This is a genomic window from Sphingomonas endophytica (assembly GCF_014199415.1).
GTDB lineage: Bacteria > Pseudomonadota > Alphaproteobacteria > Sphingomonadales > Sphingomonadaceae > Sphingomonas > Sphingomonas endophytica.
Map to the genome: position 1 here is coordinate 241,428 of NZ_JACIJN010000004.1, position 16,364 is coordinate 257,791.

Here is a 16,364-nt window from a genome sequence, read left to right on the forward strand (position 1 = left end):
GCGAGATGCGCCGTTGCCGGCGTCGGTGGCGTCGCATCGGAATACGACAGGCGTAAGTTAGGGTTCCGGTCGGCGAACGTCCAGATGCGGGCGGGCGCGCGGCGGAAGTTTGCGAAGGTGGCGCCAAACGGGCGCGCGCGCGGGTTCGGGTGGCGGCCGATGCGCGGGGGCGCGGCGATCGTAGCCGATGTTGGAGAGTGTAGGACAGCCGCCACCTCGTCATCCCGGACTTGATCCGGGATCCCGCATCTTTCCTTCACCAAAGAAGCGGGGCCCCGGCCCAAGGCCCGGGCGACGGTTGGTGGACGATTATTCCTCGCGCGTCTCGGTAATGCCGAGGAGCTTCAGCTTCCGGTGGAGCGCCGAGCGTTCCATGCCGATGAAGCTGGCGGTGCGCGAGATGTTGCCAGAGAAGCGGCGGATCTGGACGCGCAGATACTCGCGCTCGAACGTCTCGCGCGCTTCGCGCAAGGGCGCGCCCATGATCGCGCTCGCGCCCGTCCCGGCGTCCTGCGTCCCCAGCACCTCGGCGGGGAGCAGGTCGAGGTCGATGCGCCCGATCCGGTCGCCGGGCGCGAGGATGATCGTTCGTTCGACGACGTTGCGCAGCTCGCGGACGTTGCCCGGCCATTCATAGGATTGCAGCGCGACCAAGGCGTCGGTGGCGATCTCGGGCGGGGGCACGCGGCGGTCGGCGGCGTAATGCGCGGCGAAATGCTCGACCAGCGCCGGAATGTCCTCGCGTCGCTCGGCGAGCGGCGGGATCGTCACCGGCACGACGTTGAGCCGGTAGTACAAATCTTCGCGGAAGCGCCCCTCGGCAATCTCGACGCTCAGGTCGCGCGCAGTGGCGGAGACGACACGGACGTCGACCTTGACGACGCGCGTCCCGCCCATCCGCGTGAAGCTCTGGTCGGTCAGCACGCGCAGGATGCGCGCCTGCGTCGCGGGCGGCATGTCGGCGATCTCGTCGAGGAACAGCGTGCCGCCGTGCGCCTGTTCGAGCAGCCCGGTGCGGACGAGGTCGCCGCTTTCCTCGACCCCGAACAATTCCTCCTCGATCCGCTCGGGGTTCATGCCCGCGGTGCTGGCGATCACGAAATTGGCGTGCGCGCGCTGGCTCCAGCCGTGGAGCAGCCGCGCGGCGACTTCCTTGCCGACGCCAGCCGGCCCCATGATGAGCACGCGGCTGCCGGTAGCGGCGACGCGCTTGAGGGTCGCGCGAACCGCGTTGATCGCGGTCGAGCTGCCGGTCAGGTCGGTGCCGCGCCCGGTGGCGGCGCGCAGCGACTTGACCTCGGCCCGCAGCCGCTCGGTCTCGGTCGCGCGCTCGACCATCAGCAGCAGCCGCTCGGCCTGGAACGGCTTTTCGATGAAGTCGGACGCGCCCTTGCGGATCGCGGCGACCGCGGTGTCGAGCGTGCCGTGCCCCGAGATCACCAGCACCGGGATCGACGGATCGCGACGCTTGATCTCTTCCAACAGGTCGAGCCCGTCGAGCCGCGAGCCCTGGAGCCACACGTCGAGCAGCACGAGGCTGGGGCGGCGCGTCGCGATCGCCTCCAGTGCGGCGTCGCTGTCGCCGGCCATGCGCGTGTCATAGCCTTCGTCCTCGAGCACGCCGGCCACGAGTTCGCGGATGTCGAGTTCGTCGTCGACGACGAGGATGTCGATCGCCATGGGGCTCAGATCCGATTTCTGGTCAACGCCGCGATCGTGCGATCGTCGTCGTGGGAAGGGGAATGGTCGTCGCTCGCCAGCGCGGCGAGCGGCGCGGTGTCGAAGGTCAGCGTCACGATCGTGCCGCCGCCGGGGCGATCCGCGAAGGTGATCGTGCCGAAATGCTCCTCGACGATCTTCTTGACGATCGCGAGGCCCAGCCCGGTGCCGCGCGCGCGGGTGGTCATATAGGGCTCGACGATCCGGTCACGCTCCAGCGGGAGCCCGACGCCGGTATCGGCGACCGCGATCGTCACGCGACCCTCGCCTTCGGCGAGCGTCATCGTGATGTTCGCCTCACTCGCGTCGGCCTCCTCGACCGCCTCGACCGCGTTCTTGACGATATTGGTCAGCGCCTGTCCGAGCTGGCGGCGGTCGCAGACCAGCGACGGCGCAGGGTCGGCATGATCGAGCACGAAGCGGATGCCGGGGTGCGCGACCTCGTGGAGGAACATCGTCTGGCGCGCGATATCGACCAACGATTCGTCGCGGAACACCGGCTTGGGCATCCGCGCGAACGAGGAGAATTCGTCGACCATCCGTCGAAGGTCACCGACCTGCCGGACGATCGTGTCGGTGAGCCGCGCGAAGGTGGTGTCGGCCGGGTCGATCTTGCCGCCATAGCGGCGCTGGAGCCGTTCGGCGGCGAGCTGGATCGGGGTGAGCGGGTTCTTGATCTCGTGCGCGATCCGCCGCGCGACGTCCGCCCAGGCGGCGCGGCGCTGGTCGGTAAGTTGCTGCGTGATGTCGTCGAAGGTGATGATCGGGCCGCTGCCGTCGCGCGCGATCCGCGCCGCGAAGGTGCGCATCTCGCCCGCGACGTTGAGCTGCACCGCCGCCTCGCGCCCCGACTGGTCGAGCAAGGCGTCGAGTTCGGGGGCGATATCGTAGAGCTTGCGGCCGACCGGCGGCTCGGCGAGCCCCATCAGCGTCTGCGCCGAACTGTTGATGAGCCGGATCGTGCGGTCGCGCGCGTCGATCGAGATCACGCCGGCCGACACGCCGGACATCACCGCCTCGATCAGCGCGCGGCGGCTGTCGAGCTGCGCATTGGCGGCGACGAGCGCGGTGTTCTGCGCGACCAGCCGCGCGGTCATGCTGTTGAAAGCGTTGGAGAGCGTGCCGATCTCGTCGCGTTCGAGCGTCTCCGGCACGCGCGCGGACAGATCGCCGCCTTCGACGCGGCGCGCGGCGTCGACCAGCTCGCCGACCGGGCGGACGAGCCGGTCGGCGACGGTCAGCGCGATCCACACCGCGACGCCGACGATCAGCAGCGAGACGATAAGCAGTGCGGCGTTGAATTGGAGCTGGAGCGAGCGCGCGCGGGCGATGAGCTGGCGGTAATTGGCCAGCGCGGCTTCGGCCCGCGCGGTCTGGGTGGTCATCTCCTTCGGGTCGGTGACCCGTGCGGCGTAGAGGTAGAGATCGTCGCTGCCCGGAATCTGCGTGAAGACCTGGATACGGTCGCCGGTGATGATCGTCGCATTCTGCCCCTGACGCAGCTTGGCGATTGCCGGTTTGGTCACGAACCGCGAGAAGTCGACGTCATACGGGTTCACCACCGCCAGCGTGCGGACTTCCCCCTGCGGCGTGAGGACGAACAGCGCCCCTTCGGACAGGCTGCGATAATAGACCTGCCGCCCGAACGTCGAGCGAAAGGACAGCGTATCGATCGGCACTTCTTGCAGCGTGACCGACAGATCCGACGCCATCGTGAACGTCGCCTCCTGCCAGCGCTGGACGATCTGTTCGTACGAGGTGCGGGTCAGCGAGGCCGCATTCTCGAACATTCCGCGCGATCGGTCGGAATACCAGAATTGCACGCCATATTGGAACAGCAGCGAGGCAAAGATCGTGACCAGCAGCGCCGGGATGGCGGCGACCAGCGAGAACAGCAGCACGAGCCGGACGTGCAACCGCCCGCCGGCGCCGATCGACGATCGTTCGGCGCGGCGCAGCGCGACGCGCCGTCCGAACAGCATCATCAGCGCGATCCCGGTGACGAGATTGGCGACCAGCAGCGAGGCGACCAGTGGCGGCTGGATCAGCCGTGCCGGGTCACCCTCCGCGCGCAGCGCGAAATAGCTGACGAGCGCCACCGCCACCGCAGCGGCGAGCACCATCAGCTCGATCGCCGGTGTCACGCCGACGCGGCGCAGCGCACCGGGCGGGGAAGCGGAGGAGGAAGTCACTCCTGCGAACATTCCCCCCTCGCTACAGCATCAGTGTTGCATGGAAAACACATAATTGCCGATGAGTGATGCAGATCAGGAACCGGACAACCTCGTCACGCCGGGCGTAGCGCAGCTATAAGAGAGGCATATCATCGCAAGGAGGTGGCTGCCGTGTCTCTCGCCAGCGTCTTGAACGGTCGGACCCATGCTTGAGCTATCGGTGCTTGCGGCCGTGCTCGCCTCCCAAAACCCGCTACCACCGCCGGTCGTGAACGAGTTCCCGTCGGCCAAGGTGGAGCAACACCTGGCCAATGCCATCACCTGCGATCTGAGCGGCAGCTTCTCGGTCGACCTGCGCTGGCATTTCAAGAACGGGCTGGTCGATGCGGTCATCCGGCGCGGTGACAAGGTCTTGCGAGCGCAGGAAGGGCGGAAGCTCGTGGCCGCGCTGCGCAAGGCGACCGACCTGCTTTATGTCAAGATGGGATGCTCCGGGTCGAATGATGCGCTGTTCTACGTGGCGTATTTGGCGCGGGACGGCGATCGGACCGCGTCGCTGGTGCTGCCGGTCTTTATCCGCGCCGACGATGTCGAGCTGGATACGCCGGAGCCAGTGCCGCTGTTGCCTTGAGCGGAAGCTGACGAAGAGTAAATCAAACGTCGATGCCGAGCATGTCCAGCCGCTTGCGCAAGGTGTTGCGGTTGAGGCCGATCGCGCGGGCGGCGCGGAGCTGGTTGCCGCCGTGGCGCGCCAGCATCGCCTCGATCAGCGGGCGTTCGACCTCGCCGATGATCCGCGCGTACAGCGAGCCGTCGTCGAGCGCGCGCGGTTCCTGCCGCGCCAGCCGCTCGATCATCGCGCGCACCGCCACCTCGATCCCCGGATCGGGCGCGGCCTCGGCGGGCGCGCCGCCGCCGATCGTGGCGTTCAGCTCGGCCGCGCCGATCCGGTCGTCGCGCGACAGCGCCGCGAGCCGGCGCATCAGATTCTCCAGCTCGCGGACGTTGCCCGGCCAGTCATGCGCCTCCAGCACCGCGACCGCGTCCTGGTCGAGCGTCTTGCGCGGCAGCCCCTCGGCGGCGGCGCGGTCGAGGAAATGCCGGGCGAGTTCCGCGACATCGCCGCGGCGCTCTCGCAGCGGCGGCAGCGCTACGGGCACGACGTTGAGGCGATAATAGAGGTCCTCGCGGAACTGTCCGCCCGCGACCGCCTGTTGCAGGTCGCGGTTGGTGGCGGCGACGATGCGGACGTCGGCGCGGATCGTTCGCGCGCCGCCGACGGTCGTGAACTCGCCGGATTGCAGCACGCGCAACAGCCGGGTCTGCGCCTCGATCGGCATGTCGCCGATCTCGTCGAGGAACAACGTGCCGCCCGCCGCCTGTTCGAAGCGGCCGGCGTTGCGCTGCGCCGCGCCGGTGAACGCGCCGCGCTCGTGGCCGAACAATTCCGCCTCGATCAGCTCGCGCGGGATCGCGGCCATGTTGATCGGCACGAACGGCGCAGACGCCCGCGCGCCGAGATCGTGGATCGCGCGCGCGACCAGCTCCTTGCCGGTGCCCGACTCGCCGGAGACCAGCACGGTCAGGTCGTTCGAGACGACGCGCGCGATCACGCGATAGACGTCCTGCATCGCCGGCGAGCGCCCGATCAGCGGCAGCGAGGGATCGTCGTCGTTCGCCTGCGTCTCGCCGCTGCGCCCGCCGCGCGCCAGCGCCGCGGCAACGGTGCGGGTCAGCGTGTCGAGATCGAACGGCTTGGGGAGATAGTCATAGGCGCCGGCTTCGGTGGCGCGAACCGCGGTGGTCAGCGTGTTGCGCGCCGAGAGCACAATGACCGGCAGGTCGGGACGCGCCGCGAGCACCTGCGCGACATGGTCGATCCCGTCGCCGTCAGGAAGCACCACGTCGCTGAGCAGCACGTCGGGCGGATGGCTCGCAAGTTCGCGCCCCAGCTCGGCGAGCGTCGCGGCGGTGCGGACCTCATGCCCGGCGCGGCGCAGCGCGTGCGCTACGACGGTGCGGATCGCGTCGTCGTCGTCGACCAGCAGCACGCGCGTCATGCGGTTGCTCTGGGCAGGAGGATGCGGAAGACGGTCTGGTGCGGCGTGCCCTCGCGCGAATATTGCACGATCCCGCCCATGTCGCGGACCAGCTTGTCGACCAAGGCAAGGCCGAGCCCCTTGCCCTCCGGGCGGCCGGAGACGAACGGGTCGAAGAGGTGGTCGGCGATGTCGGGGGGCGCGCCGGGTCCGCTGTCGATCACGCAGATCTCGATCGGCAGCGGCGTGCGCCCGCGCCCCTTGCCTGCTGCGACCGTCACGCCGTGGCGATAGGCGGTGGCGAGCGTGATGCGGCGCTCGCCCCGCTCGCCGAGCGCGGCGGCGGCGTTCTTGAGCAGGTTGAGGATTACCTGCAGCAGCGAATCGCTGTTGCCCATCGCGGGCGGCAGCGACGGATCGTAGCGTTCCTCGATCGCCACGCCGCGCGCGAAGCCGGCCAGCGCGACGCCGCGCGCGTGCGCGAGCAAAGGATAAATGTTCATCGACGATACCTCGCGCGGGCGGGTGTCGGTGAAATCCTCCATATGGTCGATCAGCGCAGTGATGCGGTCGACCTCGGCGATCATCAATTGCGTCAGTTCGGCGGTGTCGACGCCGTCGGCGATCAGCTGCGCCGCGCCGCGGATGCTCGACAGCGGGTTCTTGATCTCATGCGCGAGCATCGCCGCCGCGCCGACCGCCGACCGCGCCGCCGCCGCGCGGTCGGTCGAGACGCCGAGCCGCCGCGACGCGCCGGCATGGTGGAGCGTGATCGTGCGCCAGCCGGGATGGTCGACGACCGCCGCCTCGATCAAATCTACGCGCAGCCGCAGCCCGCGCACGGTTTCGACATCGGTGTCGAAGATCGCGAAGGCGTGCGCGTCGCGGCGCGCCTCGGCATCGGGGAAGGACAGGATCGCGGCCAGCGGCTGCCCGACCATCGCGCGCTCGGACAGGTTGAGCAGCGTTTCGCACTCGGCATTGACGCGCGCGATCCGGTCCGCGGAGTCGACCACCAGCACTGCGACCGGCAGCGCGGCGAGCAGTTCCGCCGCCGCCGGACCGCGCGTCTCGAGCATCACGCCGCGGCGCTCAGCCGATAGGGCGCGTAGAAGTCGGCGAGCATCGCCTTGACGCGATCGGCATCCGGCTCCTGATTGACGCGGTTGCGGAACTCCGCCGAGCCGTTCAGCCCCTTGGTGTACCAGCCGATATGCTTGCGCGCCATGTTGACGCCGGTGAAGGTGCCGTAATGCTCCAGCATCGCGTCATAATGTTCGGCGATGACGCGATATTGCTCGTCGAGCGACGGGTCGGGCAGCCGCTCGCCGGTGCGCAGCCAGTGCATGACCTGCGCGAGCAGCCACGGTCGGCCATAGGCGCCGCGCCCGATCATGATCCCGTCGGCGCCCGATTGCTCCAGCGCCGCGCTCGCATCCTCGACCGAGCAGATGTCGCCATTGGCGATCACCGGGATCGACACCGCATCCTTGACCGAGCGGATGAAGCGCCAGTCGGCGCTGCCCTTGTACATCTGGTTGCGGGTGCGGCCGTGGACGGTGACCATCTTAACGCCGAGATCCTCGGCGATCCGCGCGAGTTCGGGGGCGTTGAGGCTGTCGTGGCACCAGCCCATCCGCATCTTGAGCGTCACCGGCGCATCGACCGCCTTGACGATCGCCTCGATCAGCTGCGTCGCGAGCTTCAGGTCGCGCATCAGCGCCGAGCCGGCGTCGCCGTTGGTCACCTTGCGGACCGGGCAGCCCATGTTGATGTCGATGATCGCCGCGCCCTTGTCGCGCGCCAGCTTCGCCGCCTCTGCCATCTCATAGGGCGTGCAGCCGACGAGCTGCATCGACACCGGCTCCTCGGAGAGATGCCACGCCGCCTTCTGGATCGACTGGCGCGTCTCGCGGATCGCGGCCTGGCTGGCGATCATCTCGGTGACGTTGAGCCCCGAGCCGTAGCGGCGGACGAGCGTGCGGAACGGCTGGTCGGTCACGCCGGTCATCGGCGCGAGGACGACGGGCTCGTCGATGCGGACGTCGCCGATCTGAATGGGTCGGAGCATAGGGTTTCGGAAGCTGCCTGAAAAATGGGCAGATAGGCGGTTCAGGCGATTCGGGCAAGGTTGGGGTGGTCGGCCTTGCTCCCCCCCTCCATCATCCCGGACTTGATCCGGGATCTCGCTACTTACCCGGCCCATAATGAAGAAGCGGGGCCCCGGATCAAGTCCGGGGCGATAAGGGGCTGTTCGGATGGACATACGGCGGCAATCCCGCGATCCGGCTGAGGCTCCGTCATTGCGAGCGTAGCGAAGCAATCCAGTGCCGGACCAGGACGCCCTGGATTGCTTCGCTACGCTCGCAATGACGAATGGGTTAGCATTCGCGCTCGACATGTCGAAGCGCGGCGCGCAGGGCGTACGGAGAAGCCATTCCCTCGCGCTCGATCCTCCTTTAGGGGCGCGCACATGACCACGGTCGCCCTTATCGTCGCCGCCGGCACCGGCTCCCGCAGCGGCAGCACGCTTCCCAAGCAGTTTGCGCCGATCGCCGGGCGCGCGATGCTGGCGTGGAGCCACGACGCGCTGGCCGCGCATCCCGCGATCGAGCGCGTGCTGGTCGTGATCGCGCCCGGGCAGGAGCCGCTGCTACGCGCCGCCTTGCCCGATGCCGAGTGGGTGACGGGCGGCGCGGAGCGGCGCGACAGCGTCGCGGCGGGGCTTGCCGCGCTCGGCGATGCGACGCGCGTGCTCGTCCACGACGCGGCGCGGCCGTTCGTGCCCGCGGCGGTGATCGACCGGCTGCTCGCCGCGCTCGATCATGACGAGGGCGCGATCCCGGTGCTGCCGGTGGCCGACACCTTGGTCGCGACCGACGGCGCGACCGTTGCGCGCGACACGCTGCGCCGGGTGCAGACCCCGCAGGCGTTCCGGGTCGAGGCGCTCGCCGCCGCCCACGCTGCGTGGGACGGGCCGGTCGCTACCGACGATGCGCAGATGGTGCGCGCGCTGGGCAAAGGCGTCGCAATGGTCGAAGGCGACACGATGCTCGACAAGATCACCTTTCCCGCCGATTTCGCCGCCGCCGAGGCGCGCGTCCCGACCGAGACGCGCTCGGCGAGCGGCTTCGACGTCCACCGGCTGGAGGACGGCGAGGAATTGTGGCTCGGCGGGGTGCTGATCCCGCATCATCAGGGCCTGTCGGGGCATAGCGACGCCGATGTCGCGCTCCATGCGATCACCGATGCGGTGCTCGGCACGATCGCGGCAGGGGATATCGGCACACACTTTCCGCCGAGCGATCCGCAATGGCGCGGTGCCGAATCGGGGCAGTTCCTCGCGCACGCGCGCACTTTGGTCGAGGCGAACGGCGGCCGGATCACCTTCGTCGACCTGACGCTGATGTGCGAGGCGCCCAAGATCGGCCCGCATCGCGCGGCGATGCAGGCGCGGATCGCGGAACTTCTGGGGCTCTCGACCGATCGGGTCAGCGTGAAGGCAACCACCACCGAGCGACTGGGATTCACGGGCCGTGGCGAGGGCATCGCGGCGCAGGCGGTCGCGACCATTGAACTGCCCCGCGCGGTGCGGGCATGAAGCGCGCCGCAGGGCTGCTCGCGCTGGTCGCGACGCTGGCGGCCCCCGCCGCCGCGGCGCAGACGCCGTGCCTGAGCACCACGGATGCCGAGTCGATCGCGCTGGTGGCGATGCCCGAGATCATCCGCGATGCCGGGCGCGTCTGCGCGGCGCTGCCCGCGACCAGCCTGCTCAAGCGACAGAGCGGCGAGTTCCTCGCCAAATACGACCGCGAGGCCGATCGCGCCTGGCCGGCGGCGCGCACCGCGATCGCAAAGCTGAGCGATCCGGCGGTGGAACTGCTGTTGCTCAGCGACTATGCGCGCCCGATGCTGACATCGCTTTTCGCGCCGCAGATCACCGGGCGCATCCAGGCCGGCGATTGCCCGACGCTCGACCGGCTGGTCACGCTGCTCGAGCCGCTGCCGGCGCGCAACACCGCCGGGATCGTCGTCGCAACGCTGCAATATCTGAAGTCCGAGAAGAACAAGGGGAAGCGTACCGACATCCCCGATCTGCCGGTGTGTCCGGCGGGGGCCGCACGATGAACGACATTACCTTGCCGCAGGAACTGGTCGACGCCGCGCGCCGCGTGGTCGAGGCGAATCGCGCTGCCGGACGCCGTGTCGCGGTCGCCGAAAGCTGCACCGGCGGGCTGGTCGCCGCGGCGCTGACCGAGATTCCCGGCTCGTCCGACGTGGTCGAGGCCGGGTTCGTCACCTATTCCAACTCCGCCAAGCAAAAGCTGCTCAACGTCAGCGGCGACGTGCTCGACACGTTCGGCGCGGTGTCGATCGCGGTGGCGTGGAGCATGGCGCAGGGCGCGCTCGCCAAGTCCGACGCGGATGTCGCGGTGGCGATCACCGGCGTCGCCGGGCCGGGCGGTGGCAGCGAGAAGAAGCCGGTCGGCACCGTCGTGTTCGCGCGCGCCGAGCGCGGCGGCGATCCCGCGGACGTGATCGCCGACAAGCGCTTCTTCGGCGACCTCGGCCGCGGCGGGGTGCGGCTTCAGGCCGCGCTGTGCGCGCTGGAGCTGCTGCTGCCCGACGCGCCGTAGAGCCTGGCGGCGCGTTCCTCGAACGCGCCGATCATCCGGCGCAGCGCGACGCCGAACACCTGCCCGGCCAGCATCTCGAACATCCGGTTCTTGAACGCGAAATCGACCGAGAAATCGACGAGGCACCCGCCCTCGCCGTCCGCGCGGAACCGCCAGTCGTTGTTGAGATACTTGAGCGGCCCCTCAATATATTCGACGCGGATCGTCTCGGGGTGCTGCTTGGTCACCTTCGACGTGAACGTCTCGCGCAGCCCCTTGAACCCGACGATCATGTCGGCGAGCGTCTCCTCCGCCGTGTCCTTGCGGACGCGCATCGCGCTGACCCACGGCAGGAATTCCGGGTAGCGCCGCACGTCCGCGACCAGATCGAACATCTGCTCCGGCGTATAGGGCAGCCGCCGCGTCTCGCTATGCTTGGGCATCCGGGATCAGGCGGCGGGGCGCGCGGCCAGCTTCGCGTCGCGCGCCGCCTTCATCTTCGCGAAATCGTCGCCGGCGTGATAGCTCGACCGGGTCAGCGGCGACGAGGCGACCAGCAGGAAGCCCTTGGCGCGCCCGATCGCGGCATAAGCGTCGAACGCCGCGGGGGTGACGAAATCGGCGACCTTGGCATGGCGCGGCGTCGGCTGGAGATACTGCCCCATCGTCAGGAAATCGATGTCGGCGGAGCGCATGTCGTCCATCACCTGATGAACTTCCAGCCGTTCCTCGCCGAGACCGAGCATGATGCCCGACTTGGTGAAAATGGATGGGTCAAGTTTCTTGACGCTTTCAAGCAACCGCAGCGATGCATAATAGCGCGCACCGGGTCGAATGGTCGGATACAGCCGCGGCACGGTTTCCAGATTGTGATTATATACGTCCGGACGCGCGGCAACGATTGCCTCGACCGCCGCCTCATGCTTGTTGCGGAAGTCGGGGGTCAGAATTTCGATCGTGGTATTTGGATTGGTGCGACGGATGGCCTCGATGACCCTCACGAACTGCTTTGCACCGCCATCGGGCAGATCGTCGCGATCCACCGAGGTAACGACGATATGCGCCAACCCCATCTGCGCCGCCGCATCGGCGACGTTCTGCGGCTCCATCGGATCGACCGCGCGCGGCATCCCCGTCTTCACGTTACAGAAGGCGCAGGCGCGCGTGCACGTATCGCCGAGGATCATGACGGTGGCGTGCTTCTTGGTCCAGCACTCCCCGATGTTCGGGCAGGCGGCCTCTTCGCACACCGTCGTCAGGCTCTTCGAGCGCATCAGCGCGCGAGTCGCGGCGAAGCCCTCGCTGGTCGGGGCTTTTACCCGGATCCAGTCGGGCTTGCGTTGCCGCTGGGGAGCCGGGAGCGGGGTCATGTCGTTCATGGGCAGCAGATAGCGTTTACTTCCACCCGAAACAACGAAGGGCTTTTACGGCATGAGAAAGTTCCACGACCTGATCGAGGGCTATTACCGCTTCCGCGGCAACGAATGGATCGAGGAGCGCGAGAGCTGGAGCAAGCTGGCCGAGGGTCAGGAGCCCAAGGTGATGGTGATCGCCTGCTCCGACAGCCGTGTCGATCCCGCGACGATCTTCGGCACGGTGCCGGGCGAGGTGTTCGTGGTGCGCAACGTCGCCAACCTCGTCCCGCCGTTCGATCCGTCGGGCGGTCTGCACGGCGTGTCGGCAGCGCTGGAATTCGCGGTCACGGTGCTGAAGGTCGACGAGATCCTGGTGCTGGGCCACGGCCAGTGCGGCGGCGTCAAGGCGTCACTGTCGGGCGCGCTGCGCGATGCCAAGCCGGGTGAAGGCGGGTTCGTCGCCGAGTGGATCAAGCTGCTCGACGAAGCGCGCGAGAAGGTGATCGCCGAGCATGGCGACGGCCCCGAGGGCCAGACCGCGCTGGAGCGCGAGGGCGTCAAGGTCTCGATCGAAAATCTGAAGACTTTCCCGTTCGTCCAGCAGCGGCTGGAGGACGGCTCGCTGACGCTGCACGGCGCGGTGTTCGCGATCAAGGACGGCAAGCTGAACGTGCTGCAGGAAGACGGGCATTACGAAGCCGCGTAAGCGGTTGTGACGTGCGGCGGCCGCTTCGTTCCCTAGCCGGGGGGCGGGGCGGCCGATTCCGTTTGCAAGGCGGCTGTCGCCCCTGCGCAGGCAGGGGCCCATGGCTGTGGATTGGACGTGTGCGGGCGCGGACACACGGGCCGCGCATGTGTCCGCGCCGTTCCGCGTGGCGAAAGAGACATGGGCCCCTGCCTGCGCAGGGGCGACGGCGATCGTGGCACGGTCGGCCGCCTATGCGTCGCTCCGGACCTGATCCGGGGCCCCCGCTCCTTCCTCGCCAAAAGCGGGATCCCGGGTCGAGCCCGGGATGACGGGCGTCACCCCGCGTGCGGGCTGACCGTCGCGGTGGCGTCCTTCTTCGGCGCGTCCGCCGTCACCCGCACGCTCAGCTCGCGAAGCTGCTTCACCGACGCCGGCGACGGCGCGCCCATCAGCAGGTCCTCGGCGCGCTGGTTCATCGGGAACAGCGACACTTCGCGCAGATTCTGCGCGTCGCACACCAGCATCACGATCCGGTCGACGCCCGCCGCCATTCCGCCGTGCGGCGGTGCGCCATATTGGAACGCGCGGTAGAGGCCGCCGAAGCGCTCCTCGACATCCGCCTTCGACAACCCGACCAGCTCGAACGCCTTGACCATCAGCTCGGGCGACTGGTTGCGGATCGAGCCCGAGGCGATCTCATAGCCGTTGCAGACCAGATCGTACTGATACGCCTTGATCGTCAGCGGGTCCTGCCCGGTGAGCGCGTCCATCCCGCCCTGCGGCATCGAGAACGGGTTGTGCGCGAACTCGACCTTCTTCTCGTCCTCGTCATATTCGTAGAAGGGGAAATCGACGATCCAGCACAGCCGGAACGCGCCCTGCTCGATCAGCCCGAGCTGGTCGGCGACGCGGGTGCGCGCGAGGCCCGCCAGCTTGGCGGCCTGCTCGGGCTTGCCGGCGGCGAAGAACAGCCCGTCGTCCGGCCCGAGCCCGAGCGCGGCATACAGCGCCTCCATCCCCTCGGTGCCGTGATTCTTGGCGATCGGGCCACCGAACTCGCCGCCCTTGCGGGTGACATAGCCGAGCCCGGCATGGCCCTCGCTGCGCGCCCAGTCGTTCATCTCGTCGAAGAACTTGCGGCTCTTCTCGGCGGTCTTCGGCGCGGGGATCGCGCGGACGACGCCGCCCGAACCGACGATCTTCTCGAACAAGCCGAAGCCCGAGGTCGTGAAATGCGCCGACACGTCGGTGATGAGGAGCGGGTTGCGCAGGTCGGGCTTGTCGCTGCCGTACTTGAGCATCGACTCGTCATAGGGGATGCGCGGAAATTCACCGATCGGGGTGACGGTACGGCCGTCGGCAAATTTCTCAAAGATGCCGCCGATCACCGGCTCCATCGTCTCCCAGACCTCTTCCTGCGTGACGAAGCTCATCTCGAGGTCGAGCTGGTAGAATTCGCCCGGCAGCCGGTCGGCGCGCGGGTCCTCGTCGCGGAAGCACGGCGCGATCTGGAAATAGCGGTCGAAGCCCGCGACCATCAGCAACTGCTTGTACTGCTGCGGCGCCTGCGGGAGCGCGTAGAACTTGCCGGGATGGATGCGGCTCGGCACCAGGAAGTCGCGCGCGCCCTCGGGCGACGAGGCGGTGAGGATCGGGGTCGAATATTCGGTGAAGCCGGCATCCTCCATGCGGCGGCGCATGTCGGAGATCACCTTGGTGCGGCGAACGATATTGGCGTGCAGCGTCTCGCGGCGCAGGTCGAGGAAGCGATAGCGGAGGCGGATGTCCTCGGGATAATCCTGCTCGCCCGCCACCGGCATCGGCAACTCCTCGGCCGCGGACAGCACGGTCGCACCGCGCGCATAGACCTCGATCTCACCGGTGGCGAGATTGCCGTTCACCGTGCCCTCGCTGCGGCGCTTCACGCTGCCGTCGATCGTGACCACCGACTCGACGCGCACCGCATCGAGGATCGCCAGCGCGGGCGAGTCGCTGTCGGCGACGATCTGCGTGATGCCGTAATGGTCGCGCAGGTCGACGAACAGCACGCCGCCATGGTCACGCTTGCGATGCACCCAGCCGGAGAGGCGGACGGTGTCACCGGCCTGATCGGCGGACAGCGCGGCGCAATGGTGGGTGCGATAGGCGTGCATGAAAAATCTCTGACCAATGGGCGACCGCGCGAGCGCGCACGGCCACATTTCCGACAGGCGTCGCCCTCCCCTTTCGGAACCCACTTTGTCAAGGCGCGTGAGCCGGGCTATGGACGGGCGCTTATGCACGTCCATCCGCTCATCACCGACAGCGCAACGCTCGCCAATCTCTGTGCCCGCCTTGCCGATGCCCCGTTCGTCACCGTCGACACCGAGTTCATGCGCGAGAGCACCTATTACCCGGAGCTCTGCCTGATCCAGATCGCCGATACCGAGGAGGCCGCGGCGATCGACCCGATGGCGCCGGGGATCGATCTCGGGCCGCTGCTCGACCTGCTGGTCGACAATGAGGAGGTGCTCAAGGTCTTCCACGCCGGCGGGCAGGACATCGAGATCATCTACAATCTGACCGGGCGCACCCCGCATCCGCTGTTCGACACGCAGGTCGCGGCGATGGCGCTGGGTCAGGGCGAGCAGATCGGCTACTCGAACCTCGTCGACAGCTGGCTGGGCGTGCAGATCGACAAGGGCGCGCGCTTCACCGACTGGGCGCGCCGTCCGCTCGACGCGCGGCAGATCGAATATGCGATCGGCGACGTGACGCACCTGTCGAACATCTTCCCCAAGATGCTGGAGCGTCTGCGCAAGACCGGGCGCGGCGCGTGGCTCGATCAGGAGATGGAGCGGCTCGCCGATCCCGCCAATTACGCCAACGACCCGGATGTGGCGTGGAAGCGCGTGCGCGTATCGAGCCGCAAGCCCGAGGTGCTCGGGCGGCTGAAGGCGATTGCGCGCTGGCGCGAGCTGGAGGCGCAGGCCAAGGACCTGCCGCGCGGGCGGATCGTCAAGGACGAAACGATCGCCGATCTCGCCGGCCACGCGCCGCGCAAGCAGGCCGATCTCGCCAAGGTGCGCGGGCTGTCGCAGACCTGGGCGGGCAACGACATCGGCGCGCGGCTGATGGCGGCGATCGAGGGCGCGCAGCCGCTGCCCGACGACGAGATGCCGCCGCGCGAGGATCGCAAACCGGGGCTGGGCAAGGAGGGCGCTTTGGTCGCCGATCTGCTCAAGCTGCTACTCAAGATCCGTGCGCGCGACATCGACGTCGCGCCGCGGCTGCTGGCGCGCGGCGACGAGCTGGAATTGCTCGCCGCCGGGCAGCGGCAGGGGTTGCAGATCCTGCAGGGCTGGCGGTTCGACCAGTTCGGGCAGGATGCGCTTGATCTGGTCGAGGGGCGACTCGGTTTCGCGGTGCAGGACGGGCGGCTGAAGATGACGCGCACGGAGGCGGCGGCATGACGCGGACGATCGGACTGGTGATGCTGCTGGCGCTCGGCGCGTGCGCGAAGCCCGCGACATCGGTGGCCGCGAACGAAGCGCCCGGCGTGCAGTGCGACGCCAATGCGGTGCAGTCGCTCGTCGGGCGGATGGCGGCCGAGGTGACGGCCGAGGCGCAGAAGCGCAGCGGCGCGCGCACGGTGCGCAGCTATCGCAGCGGCGACGCGGTGACGATGGACTTCCGCCCCGACCGGCTGAACGTCGAGCGCGACGCCGCGGGCAAGGTGGTGAAGTTCAGCTGCGGGTGACGCCCCTGCGTCATCCCGGACTCGATCCGGGACG

At 68.5% G+C, this 16,364-nt stretch carries 15 protein-coding genes; 7 read left to right on the forward strand and 8 right to left on the reverse strand.

Annotated elements, in window-relative coordinates; all coding sequences use genetic code 11:
• Nucleotides 1–309 precede the first annotated feature (309 nt).
• Both ntrX and FHS97_RS08170 read right to left on the reverse strand, forming a co-directional pair.
• A complete protein-coding gene (gene ntrX / locus FHS97_RS08165) occupies nucleotides 310–1,680 on the reverse strand; it encodes a nitrogen assimilation response regulator NtrX (RefSeq protein ID WP_184035623.1) in 1,371 nt (456 codons plus the stop codon).
• Nucleotides 1,681–1,685: 5 nt separating this feature from the next.
• Nucleotides 1,686–3,923 carry a sensor histidine kinase gene (locus FHS97_RS08170; protein ID WP_184035625.1) on the reverse strand — a complete coding sequence of 746 codons (2,238 nt, stop codon included), beginning with the start codon at nucleotides 3,921–3,923 and terminating at the stop codon, nucleotides 1,686–1,688.
• A gap of 175 nt (nucleotides 3,924–4,098) precedes the next feature.
• Between FHS97_RS08170 and FHS97_RS08175 the strand changes: the two genes are divergently transcribed.
• Nucleotides 4,099–4,524, forward strand: coding sequence for a hypothetical protein (locus tag FHS97_RS08175; protein ID WP_184035627.1), 426 nt, complete (start codon nucleotides 4,099–4,101; stop codon nucleotides 4,522–4,524).
• 22 nt (nucleotides 4,525–4,546) lie between these two features.
• Here the strand turns inward: FHS97_RS08175 and ntrC are convergent, their stop codons facing one another.
• Genes ntrC through dusB form a run of 3 tightly spaced genes read right to left on the reverse strand, consistent with a single transcriptional unit; the run spans nucleotide 4,547 to nucleotide 8,003 of the window.
• Nucleotides 4,547–5,953 carry a nitrogen regulation protein NR(I) gene (ntrC, locus tag FHS97_RS08180; RefSeq protein WP_184035629.1) on the reverse strand — a complete coding sequence of 469 codons (1,407 nt, stop codon included), beginning with the start codon at nucleotides 5,951–5,953 and terminating at the stop codon, nucleotides 4,547–4,549.
• The gene (locus FHS97_RS08185; RefSeq protein WP_184035791.1) at nucleotides 5,950–7,011 is read right to left on the reverse strand and encodes a two-component system sensor histidine kinase NtrB; all 1,062 of its coding nucleotides are present in this window, start codon (nucleotides 7,009–7,011) and stop codon (nucleotides 5,950–5,952) included. The genes ntrC and FHS97_RS08185 overlap by 4 nt, the downstream gene beginning before the upstream one ends.
• Nucleotides 7,011–8,003 (reverse strand): tRNA dihydrouridine synthase DusB, encoded by a 993-nt coding sequence (gene dusB / locus FHS97_RS08190; RefSeq protein WP_184035631.1) that lies wholly within the window; start codon nucleotides 8,001–8,003, stop codon nucleotides 7,011–7,013. Before dusB ends, FHS97_RS08185 begins: the two co-directional genes overlap by 1 nt.
• A gap of 402 nt (nucleotides 8,004–8,405) precedes the next feature.
• Here dusB and FHS97_RS08195 point away from each other — a divergent pair, with 402 nt between their 5' ends.
• The 3 genes from FHS97_RS08195 to FHS97_RS08205 are packed head-to-tail and all read left to right on the forward strand — an operon-like array spanning nucleotide 8,406 to nucleotide 10,569.
• Entirely contained in the window at nucleotides 8,406–9,533 is a 1,128-nt protein-coding gene (locus tag FHS97_RS08195; protein WP_184035634.1) for a bifunctional 2-C-methyl-D-erythritol 4-phosphate cytidylyltransferase/2-C-methyl-D-erythritol 2,4-cyclodiphosphate synthase, read from the forward strand.
• On the forward strand, nucleotides 9,530–10,060 hold the full coding sequence (locus FHS97_RS08200; RefSeq protein WP_184035636.1) for a hypothetical protein: 531 nt from the start codon (nucleotides 9,530–9,532) through the stop codon (nucleotides 10,058–10,060). Before FHS97_RS08195 ends, FHS97_RS08200 begins: the two co-directional genes overlap by 4 nt.
• The gene (locus FHS97_RS08205; RefSeq protein ID WP_184035638.1) at nucleotides 10,057–10,569 is read left to right on the forward strand and encodes a CinA family protein; all 513 of its coding nucleotides are present in this window, start codon (nucleotides 10,057–10,059) and stop codon (nucleotides 10,567–10,569) included. Before FHS97_RS08200 ends, FHS97_RS08205 begins: the two co-directional genes overlap by 4 nt.
• Here the strand turns inward: FHS97_RS08205 and FHS97_RS08210 are convergent.
• Nucleotides 10,521–10,991, reverse strand: coding sequence for a type II toxin-antitoxin system RatA family toxin (locus tag FHS97_RS08210; protein WP_184035640.1), 471 nt, complete (start codon nucleotides 10,989–10,991; stop codon nucleotides 10,521–10,523). The two genes, FHS97_RS08205 and FHS97_RS08210, sit on opposite strands and share 49 nt — an antisense overlap.
• A 6-nt stretch (nucleotides 10,992–10,997) precedes the next feature.
• Nucleotides 10,998–11,927 carry a lipoyl synthase gene (lipA, locus tag FHS97_RS08215; protein ID WP_028967086.1) on the reverse strand — a complete coding sequence of 310 codons (930 nt, stop codon included), beginning with the start codon at nucleotides 11,925–11,927 and terminating at the stop codon, nucleotides 10,998–11,000.
• Nucleotides 11,928–11,979: 52 nt separating this feature from the next.
• On the opposite strand from lipA, the gene FHS97_RS08220 reads away from it, so the two are divergent.
• A complete protein-coding gene (locus FHS97_RS08220; protein ID WP_184035643.1) occupies nucleotides 11,980–12,609 on the forward strand; it encodes a carbonic anhydrase in 630 nt (209 codons plus the stop codon).
• Nucleotides 12,610–12,926: 317 nt separating this feature from the next.
• Here FHS97_RS08220 and aspS read toward each other — a convergent pair whose 3' ends face one another.
• Nucleotides 12,927–14,744 carry an aspartate--tRNA ligase gene (gene aspS, locus FHS97_RS08225; RefSeq protein WP_184035646.1) on the reverse strand — a complete coding sequence of 606 codons (1,818 nt, stop codon included), beginning with the start codon at nucleotides 14,742–14,744 and terminating at the stop codon, nucleotides 12,927–12,929.
• A 123-nt stretch (nucleotides 14,745–14,867) separates the two neighbouring features.
• On the opposite strand from aspS, the gene rnd reads away from it, so the two are divergent.
• Nucleotides 14,868–16,043, forward strand: coding sequence for a ribonuclease D (gene rnd, locus FHS97_RS08230; protein WP_184035649.1), 1,176 nt, complete (start codon nucleotides 14,868–14,870; stop codon nucleotides 16,041–16,043).
• On the forward strand, nucleotides 16,040–16,330 hold the full coding sequence (locus FHS97_RS08235) for an I78 family peptidase inhibitor (RefSeq protein WP_184035651.1): 291 nt from the start codon (nucleotides 16,040–16,042) through the stop codon (nucleotides 16,328–16,330). The genes rnd and FHS97_RS08235 overlap by 4 nt, the downstream gene beginning before the upstream one ends.
• Nucleotides 16,331–16,364 lie beyond the last annotated feature (34 nt).

Coding starts and splice junctions, on each gene's coding strand:
- ntrX (WP_184035623.1), bottom strand. CDS start 1,680: ATGGCGATCGACATCCTCGTCGTCGACGACGAACTCGACATCCGCGAA.
- FHS97_RS08170 (WP_184035625.1), bottom strand. CDS start 3,923: ATGTTCGCAGGAGTGACTTCCTCCTCCGCTTCCCCGCCCGGTGCGCTG.
- FHS97_RS08175 (WP_184035627.1), top strand. CDS start 4,099: ATGCTTGAGCTATCGGTGCTTGCGGCCGTGCTCGCCTCCCAAAACCCG.
- ntrC (WP_184035629.1), bottom strand. CDS start 5,953: ATGACGCGCGTGCTGCTGGTCGACGACGACGACGCGATCCGCACCGTC.
- FHS97_RS08185 (WP_184035791.1), bottom strand. CDS start 7,011: ATGCTCGAGACGCGCGGTCCGGCGGCGGCGGAACTGCTCGCCGCGCTG.
- dusB (WP_184035631.1), bottom strand. CDS start 8,003: ATGCTCCGACCCATTCAGATCGGCGACGTCCGCATCGACGAGCCCGTC.
- FHS97_RS08195 (WP_184035634.1), top strand. CDS start 8,406: ATGACCACGGTCGCCCTTATCGTCGCCGCCGGCACCGGCTCCCGCAGC.
- FHS97_RS08200 (WP_184035636.1), top strand. CDS start 9,530: ATGAAGCGCGCCGCAGGGCTGCTCGCGCTGGTCGCGACGCTGGCGGCC.
- FHS97_RS08205 (WP_184035638.1), top strand. CDS start 10,057: ATGAACGACATTACCTTGCCGCAGGAACTGGTCGACGCCGCGCGCCGC.
- FHS97_RS08210 (WP_184035640.1), bottom strand. CDS start 10,991: ATGCCCAAGCATAGCGAGACGCGGCGGCTGCCCTATACGCCGGAGCAG.
- lipA (WP_028967086.1), bottom strand. CDS start 11,927: ATGAACGACATGACCCCGCTCCCGGCTCCCCAGCGGCAACGCAAGCCC.
- FHS97_RS08220 (WP_184035643.1), top strand. CDS start 11,980: ATGAGAAAGTTCCACGACCTGATCGAGGGCTATTACCGCTTCCGCGGC.
- aspS (WP_184035646.1), bottom strand. CDS start 14,744: ATGCACGCCTATCGCACCCACCATTGCGCCGCGCTGTCCGCCGATCAG.
- rnd (WP_184035649.1), top strand. CDS start 14,868: ATGCACGTCCATCCGCTCATCACCGACAGCGCAACGCTCGCCAATCTC.
- FHS97_RS08235 (WP_184035651.1), top strand. CDS start 16,040: ATGACGCGGACGATCGGACTGGTGATGCTGCTGGCGCTCGGCGCGTGC.